We start from the raw sequence: 7137 nt of genomic DNA, 5'->3' as shown, positions 1-7137 counted from the left end.
GGGGCCGCCGTTCCGGCCCCGCCGAGCGCTTCACCCCGGCCGTCGCGCCCACCGCGACCGCCCGTCCTACCGCCCGTTCCGCCCGTTCCGCCCGCCGAGGCAGCGCCCCGGACCCGCACCGAGCACGCCCGTTCCCGAGCACGGAGAGCACACCATGACATCCGCCGCCGAGCCCGCGGCACCGTACGCCGGGGCGCCGCGCCAACCCGAGCACGGGCCCGACCAGGACGTCCCGCGCACCATCACCGCCCCCGCGACCCCGGGCGACCGGGTGTTCCGCGGCGTGCTGCGACTGGCCGGCCTCTCGGTCTTCGCGATCATGGGACTGATCGCCTTCTTCCTGGTCCTGCGCGGCACCGACGCGCTGCGCGCCGTCGGCTGGTCCTTCCTGACCGAGCAGAAGTGGCAGACCGCCGCCCACAACTTCGGCATCGCCGCCGTCCTGCCCAACGGCCTGCTGATCGCGGTGATCGCGCTGGTCATCGCCGTCCCGGTGGCGCTCGGCACCGCGATCTTCATCTCCGAGTACGCGCCGGTGCGGCTGCGCGCCGCGCTGATATCGCTGGTCGACCTGATGGCGGCGATCCCCAGCATCGTCTACGGCCTGTGGGGCCTGTTCTTCCTCCAGCCGCGGATCATCGGCTTCGTCCGCTGGACGGCCAACCACCTGGGCGACACCCTCCCCTTCCTCAAGGTGCGCATCGGGGACATCGCCACCTCGTACACCTCCTCGACCTTCATCGCCGGCGTGGTGGTCTCGCTGATGATCATCCCGATCGTCACCTCGCTCAGCCGGGAGGTCTTCTCCCAGGCCCCGCAGGGCGAGCGGGAGGGCGCGTACGCGCTGGGCTCCACCCGCTGGGGGATGGTCCGCGCCGTCGTTCTGCCGTTCGGCCGGGGCGGCGTCATCGGCGCCGTGATGCTGGGCTTCGGCCGCGCGATGGGCGAGACCATCGCCGTCGCGCTGATCATCTCGCCGAGCTTCAAGGCCATCACCCACGTCCTGGAGAACGGCGCCAACTCGATCTCCGCGCTGATCGCGCTGCGCTTCGGCGAGTCGGACCCGCTGTCGCTCTCCGCGCTGATGGCCGCCGGCCTGGTGCTGTTCGCGCTCACCCTGCTGGTCAACGTGCTGGCCGGGGTCGTCATCAACCGCTCGCGCTCCGGCGCCACGACGGCGGACTGAGCATGACGCACCCCCGATCCGCCCGCTGGGCGAGCCGCCGCCCGAACCGTGAAGGGACCATCCGATGACCACGCTCGACCTGCCGCCGGTCACGGCCCCGGGGCCCGCCGGCGGGCCCGCGCCCGCCGGCCCCGCCGCGGCCGCCGCCCCGGCCCCCGAGAGGAAGCTCCGGATCGGCGGCGTCACCCGCGATGACGTCCTCACCGTGGCGGGCGCCGCGGCCGGCTCGCTCGCGCTGGACTGGGTGCTGTACGAGCGGGTGCTGCCGTTCAGCGGCGCCTTCGGCTTCCTGGTCTGCTGGTACCTGCTCTTCCTGGCCGGCTACGTCCTGCTCGGCCGGCTCCAGTGGGACCCGATGATGGTGCGCGACCGGCTGGTCGCCGTGCTCGCCTGGAGCTCCGGGCTGCTGGTGGTCGCGCTGATCGCCGACCAGATCGGCTACGTGGCCAGCCGCGGCTGGCAGGCGGCCCAGCACCTCAACTTCTTCACCGAGTCGATGGAGCACACCGGCCCGCTCGACCCGCTCACCTCCGGCGGCGCGCTCAACGCGATCGTCGGATCGCTCGAACAGCTCGGCCTGGCCACGCTGTTCGCCGTTCCGCTGGGCATCGCGGCGGCCGTCTTCATGTCCGAGGTCGGCGGCCGGCTGGCCCGCCCGGTGCGCACCCTGGTCGAGGCGATGACGGCGCTGCCCTCCATCGTGGCCGGCCTGTTCATCCTCGGCGTCGTGATCATCACCTTCGGCTTCGAGAAGAGCGGCTTCGCGGCCTCGCTCGCGCTCACCGTGATGATGATGCCGATCGTCACCCGGGCCGCCGAGGTGGTGATCCGGCTGGTGCCCGGCACCCTGCGCGAGGCCTCGTACGCGCTCGGCGGCAGCCAGTGGCGCACGGTGTGGAACGTGGTGCTGCCCACCGCCCGGCCCGGTCTGGTGACCGCCGTGGTGCTCGGCATGGCCCGCGGCGTCGGCGAGACCTCGCCGGTGCTGCTCACCTCCGGCTTCACCTCGCAGTTCAACGGCAACCCCTTCGAGGGGCACCAGGTCTCGCTGCCGCTCTACATCTGGAACTACGTCAAGCAGCCGTACGAGAACATGATCGCGCGCGGCTTCGCGGCCGCCCTGACCCTGATGGTCATCGTGCTGGTCCTCTTCGTCACCGCGCGCGTGCTCGGCGGCCGCCGGCCCGGGCAGCTGACCCGGGCCCAGAAGCGCCGGATCGACCGGGACGCCCGCCGCCTGGAGACCGCCGCCGTCGGCGCGCCCGCCCGCCCGTACCGCCTCCGGCCGCGGGCGCAGAACTGATGTCCCGCCCAACCACCCTCCGTACCCGAGGAGTTCCCATGTTCCGGGAGGCCGCAAGGCGCTCCATGGCCCGGCTGCTGGCAGGGGCGATGTCCCTGTCGCTCGCCACGGCCTCCCTGCTGATCGGGCAGACCCCGGCCCACGCGGCCTCCGTCTCGCTGAGCGCGGACGGCTCCAGCTGGGCCGGCCCCGCGATCGACCAGTGGCGGCAGGACGTGTCCCCGCAGGGCATCCAGATCAACTTCAACCCGGTCGGCTCGGCGGCCGGCCGCACCCAGTGGTCGATCGGGCAGGACGACTTCACCGCCTCCGACGTGCCGTTCCGCTCCACGCCGGACACCGGCCTCGGGCAGTCCGGCCACGCGAACGGCGGCGGCGACCGGGAGAACCCGGTCTACGGCTTCTCCTACGTGCCGATCACCGCGGGTGGCACCACCTTCATGTACAACCTGGTCGTCGGCGGCAAGCAGGTCCGGGACCTGCGGCTGTCCCCGCAGACCGTGGTGGACATCTTCACCGGCAAGATCACCAACTGGAACGACCCGAAGATCGCCGCCGACTACGGCAAGGCGCTGCCCAACCTGCAGATCACCCCGGTGATCCGCTCCGACGGCTCCGGCGCCACCGCGCAGTTCACCCGCTGGATGTCGCACACCCACAAGGCCCAGTGGGACGCCTACTGCACCTCGGTCAATGGGGTGAGCTGCGGCGACTACACCGAGTTCTTCCCGCCGTCCGGCCGGATGGTCGCGCAGAACGGTTCCGACGTGGTGGCCGGCTACATCAAGTCCCCGGGCAACGTCGGCACCATCGGCTACGACGAGTACGCCTTCGCCAAGCGCAGCAACTGGCCGGTCGTGAAGGTGCTCAACGCGGCCGGCTACTACGCGCTGCCGACCGCCTCCAACGTCGCCGTCGCGCTCACCGCGGCCAAGATCCGCGGCGTGGACGACGACACCCCGGCGAACGACCCGAACTACCTGCAGCAGAACCTCGACGGCGTCTACACCATGAACGACCCGCGCGCGTACCCGATCTCCAGCTACAGCTACCTGATCGTGCCGCGCGCCGGGGCCGCCAACCCGCCGCCGCCGCGCTTCAACAACGACAAGGGCTCCGCGCTCAGCCGCTTCCTCTCCTACGTCCTGTGCGAGGGCCAGGGCAAGGCGGACGACCTCGGCTACTCGCCGATCCCGCGCGGCCTGGTCCGCGGCGGCCTGCTGCAGACCAGGTCCATCCCGGGCAACGCCAGCCCGGTCGACCCGAACACCCTCTCCAACTGCGCCAACCCGACCTTCAACGCGGCCGGGGAGCTGACCGTCCTCAAGAACGCCCCGATGCCCAGCCCCTGCGACAAGGCGGGCTCCCCGCTGGACTGCACCGTGCAGAACGGCCAGCCGGTCAAGACCGGTGCGGGCGCGGGCGGTTCGGGCGGCGCGGCCGGCGGTTCCGGCGGTGCGGCGGGCGGTTCCGGCGGCACCGGCGGCGGGTCCGGGGGCACAGGGGGCGGCACCGGCTCCGGCGGCGCCGCGGGCGGCACCGGTACGGGCGGCGCGGGCGCGGCCGGCGGGGCCGGCGACCCGAACGCCGCCGGCGGTGCGGCCGCCGGTGACCCGAACGCGCCCGGTGCCGGCGACGGCGCCGAGGACGTGGTCGACCCGCAGACCGGCCAGGTGGTCGCCCGCGGCCGCGGCGGTGCCACCGAGGTGGCGGCCGACGTGGTCGAGGTCAGCGGCAGGCCCGAGGACTGGACGCTGTCCTCGCTCACCGCGCTGGAACTGCTCGCGGTGGTGCTCGTCCCGCCGCTGCTCGGCCGCCGGCTGCTGCGCCGCCGCAACGGCTCGGGCGGTGCCTCGTGACCGCCCCGGTGCTGGAGAAGCCGGCGGCGCCCGCCGCTCCGGCGGGCCCGGCGGCCCCGGCCGCGCCCGCCGCCGCGGCCCGGCCGGCCGTCTCCCCCGGGCGGCGGCGGTTCCTCCAGGGCGCCTGGGCGGTCAGCCTGGCGGCCGCGCTGGTGCTCGGCTTCGTCGGGTACCTGTTCACGCTCTCGCACGTCCAGCAGAAGCACTACCAGTCCACCGGGTACAAGACCTTCCGCGACCAGCTGGCCCGGGCGGTCGCCCCGACCGGCGCGGCCGCCGACGGCGCCCCGGTGGCGCTGCTGGACATCCCGGCGATCGGCCTGCACCAGGCCGTGGTGGTCGAGGGCACCACCGGCCGGGACCTGATGCGCGGCCCCGGCCACCGCCGGGACACCGCGCTGCCCGGCCAGCGCGGGGTCGCCGTGGTCTTCGGCCGCGGCGCCACCTTCGGCGCGCCGTTCGCCGAGCTGTCCCGGCTCCGGGTCGGCGACCGGATCGAAGCCACCACCGGCCAGGGGAAGTTCACCTACACCGTCAACGCGTACGGCGACGGCGACCACCCGATCGCCGACCCGGCCCGCAACCGGATGGTGCTGGTCACCGGCGACTCCGACTGGATCCCCGGCTCCACCGTGGTGATCGGCGCCCGGCTGGAGGGCGAGCCGGCGCGGAACCCCGGCGGCCGGCCCGCGACCGTCCCGTACGACAAGGCGCTGGCCGCGGACAAGGGCGCGCTGGCCACGCTCCAGCTGTGGTCGCTCGGCCTGCTCGGCGCGGTGGCCGGCGCCCTGGTGCTGGCCCGGTACTGGCGGCGCTCGGCCGCGTACCTGAGCCTCGCGCCGGTGGTCGGCGCGCTGCTCTGGGCGGTCTACGAGAACGCCGCCGCCCTGCTGCCCAACCTCTACTGACGCGCGCCCGGAGGACCGTTCCGATGACCGACGCACCACTGACCGACACCCCGCCGGCCGACCCCTCGGCGGCCGACACCCTCACCCTCCCCGCCGCCGCCCCCGCCCCGTCCGCCGGCGGGCGGCCGGCGGACGGCCGCCCCGGCCCCGGCGGCGAGCCGCTCGCCGGGCTGGCGACCCGGGACGTCTCCGCCTGGTTCGGCAGCCGCAAGGTGCTGGAGCGGGTCTCCCTGGCGATGCCGGCCGGCGAGGTCACCGCGCTGATCGGCCCGTCCGGCTGCGGCAAGTCCACCTACCTGCGGATCCTCAACCGGATGCACGAGATGGTGCGCGGCGCCGCCCTCGCCGGCGAGGTGCTGCTGGACGGGGACGACGTCTACCGGCCCGGGCGCCGGCCCGCCGAGGTGCGGCGCCGGATCGGCATGGTGTTCCAGCGGCCCAACCCGTTCCCGGCGATGTCCATCCAGGACAACGTCTCCAGCGGGCTCAAGCTGGCCGGGATCAAGGTGTCCAGGGAGGAGCGCCAGCACCTGGTGGAGACCAGCCTGCGCCGGGCCGGGCTCTGGGACGAGGTCTCCACCCGGCTGCACACCCCGGGCGGGGCGCTCTCCGGCGGCCAGCAGCAACGGCTGTGCATCGCACGGTCGTTGGCCGTCTCGCCGGACGTCCTGCTGATGGACGAGCCGTGCTCCGCGCTCGACCCGACGTCCACCCGGCGGGTCGAGGAGACCATCGCCGAGCTGCGCGGGCGGCTCACCATCGTGATCGTCACCCACAACATGCAGCAGGCCCAGCGCGTCTCGCAGACCTGCGCGTTCTTCCTGGCCACCCACGACACCCCGGGGCGGATCGTCGAGGCCGGGCCGACCGAGCAGGTCTTCGGCAGCCCGCGCGACCAGCGGACCTCGGACTACGTCAACGGCCGCTTCGGGTAGCGAGACCTCGGCCTCAGCGGCCGAGCAGCTCCTCCAGCACCGCCGCGACGCCGTCCTGCTCGTTGCTCACGGTGTGCAGCGGCACCGCCGCCAGCACCTGCGGGTGCGCGTTGGCGACGGCGTACGCGGTGCCGGCCCAGGCCAGCATCTCCAGGTCGTTCGGCATGTCGCCGAAGGCCACCACCTCGCTCCGGTCGATCCCGCGCCCGGCGCACCAGCGGGCCAGCGAGCTGGCCTTGGTGACGCCGGGCGCGCTGATCTCCAGCAGCGGGATCGCCGCGGAGCGGGTGATCTCGGCCAGGTGCCCGGCCGCCTCCCGGGCCTCGGCGAGGAACTTGTCCGGGTCGAGGTCCGGGTGCTTGGCCAGCAGCTTGAACAGGCCCCGGACCGGCCCGCCGGCCCCCAGCAGCTCCTCCGCCGGGCCGACCGCGTGCTCCAGCTCGTCGCCCCACATCGGCACCGCGTAGCCGGCCTCGCGGGCCCAGCCCCCCGGGTGCTCGAAGGCGAACGCGGTGCCGGGCAGCTTGGCCCGCAGCGCCTCGACCACCGCCAGGGTGGTCTCCACCGGCAGCGGGAAGGTCTCCAGCAGCTCGCCGCGCCGCACGTCCACCACCGCGGCGCCGTTCGAGCAGATCGCCACCCCGTGGCCGCCGATGTGCGGGCTCACCTGCTGCATCCAGCGCGGCGGCCGCCCGGTCACGAACACCACCTGCACCCCGGCCGCCTCGGCCGCCGCCAGCGCCGCGGCGGTGCGGTCGGTGACGGTGCCGCCGGAGCAGAGCAGGGTGCCGTCCAGGTCGGTGGCGATGAGGCGGGGCGCGGTACGGGGTTCGGTCACCGGTCCATCTTCGCCCATCGGCGCGGCCGGGGCACCGCTGCGGTGCCGCGTGGGCGTGATGTACCACGACTACGCGACCACGCTGCCCGCCGTCCCGGCCGGGGTGGA

Annotated in this window: 6 protein-coding genes; 5 read left to right on the top strand and 1 reads right to left on the bottom strand. The window is 74.3% G+C overall.

Going from position 1 to position 7137, the window contains the following annotated elements; genetic code table 11:
• Nucleotides 1-154 precede the first annotated feature (154 nt).
• The 5 genes from pstC to ABZW03_RS33810 all read left to right on the top strand — a co-directional run bounded on the left by pstC (nt 155) and on the right by ABZW03_RS33810 (nt 6191).
• On the top strand, nt 155-1186 hold the full coding sequence (gene pstC, locus ABZW03_RS33830; protein ID WP_355267054.1) for a phosphate ABC transporter permease subunit PstC: 1032 nt from the start codon (nt 155-157) through the stop codon (nt 1184-1186).
• 64 nt (nt 1187-1250) lie between these two features.
• Nucleotides 1251-2489: a phosphate ABC transporter permease PstA gene (gene pstA / locus ABZW03_RS33825; protein WP_355267051.1), complete on the top strand. Its 1239-nt coding sequence runs from the start codon at nt 1251-1253 to the stop codon at nt 2487-2489.
• Nucleotides 2490-2527: 38 nt separating this feature from the next.
• Nucleotides 2528-4348 carry a phosphate ABC transporter substrate-binding protein PstS gene (locus tag ABZW03_RS33820; RefSeq protein WP_355267048.1) on the top strand — a complete coding sequence of 607 codons (1821 nt, stop codon included), beginning with the start codon at nt 2528-2530 and terminating at the stop codon, nt 4346-4348.
• On the top strand, nt 4345-5256 hold the full coding sequence (locus tag ABZW03_RS33815) for a class E sortase (protein WP_355267045.1): 912 nt from the start codon (nt 4345-4347) through the stop codon (nt 5254-5256). The genes ABZW03_RS33820 and ABZW03_RS33815 overlap by 4 nt, the downstream gene beginning before the upstream one ends.
• Nucleotides 5257-5279: 23 nt before the next feature.
• Nucleotides 5280-6191 carry a phosphate ABC transporter ATP-binding protein gene (locus ABZW03_RS33810; protein WP_355267042.1) on the top strand — a complete coding sequence of 304 codons (912 nt, stop codon included), beginning with the start codon at nt 5280-5282 and terminating at the stop codon, nt 6189-6191.
• Nucleotides 6192-6204: 13 nt separating this feature from the next.
• On the opposite strand, the gene ABZW03_RS33805 is transcribed toward ABZW03_RS33810, so the two are convergent.
• Entirely contained in the window at nt 6205-7029 is an 825-nt protein-coding gene (locus tag ABZW03_RS33805; RefSeq protein ID WP_355267039.1) for an HAD family hydrolase, read from the bottom strand.
• Nucleotides 7030-7137: the final 108 nt, after the last annotated feature.

This window comes from Kitasatospora sp. NPDC004799 (assembly GCF_040609095.1).
Lineage (GTDB): Bacteria > Actinomycetota > Actinomycetes > Streptomycetales > Streptomycetaceae > Kitasatospora.
This window is presented reverse-complemented; position numbering and strand designations above follow the sequence as displayed.

What these genes read in the sequence shown, in the direction of transcription:
- pstC (WP_355267054.1), top strand. Translation starts at nt 155, where the DNA reads ATGACATCCGCCGCCGAGCCCGCGGCACCGTACGCCGGGGCGCCGCGC.
- pstA (WP_355267051.1), top strand. Translation starts at nt 1,251, where the DNA reads ATGACCACGCTCGACCTGCCGCCGGTCACGGCCCCGGGGCCCGCCGGC.
- ABZW03_RS33820 (WP_355267048.1), top strand. Translation starts at nt 2,528, where the DNA reads ATGTTCCGGGAGGCCGCAAGGCGCTCCATGGCCCGGCTGCTGGCAGGG.
- ABZW03_RS33810 (WP_355267042.1), top strand. Translation starts at nt 5,280, where the DNA reads ATGACCGACGCACCACTGACCGACACCCCGCCGGCCGACCCCTCGGCG.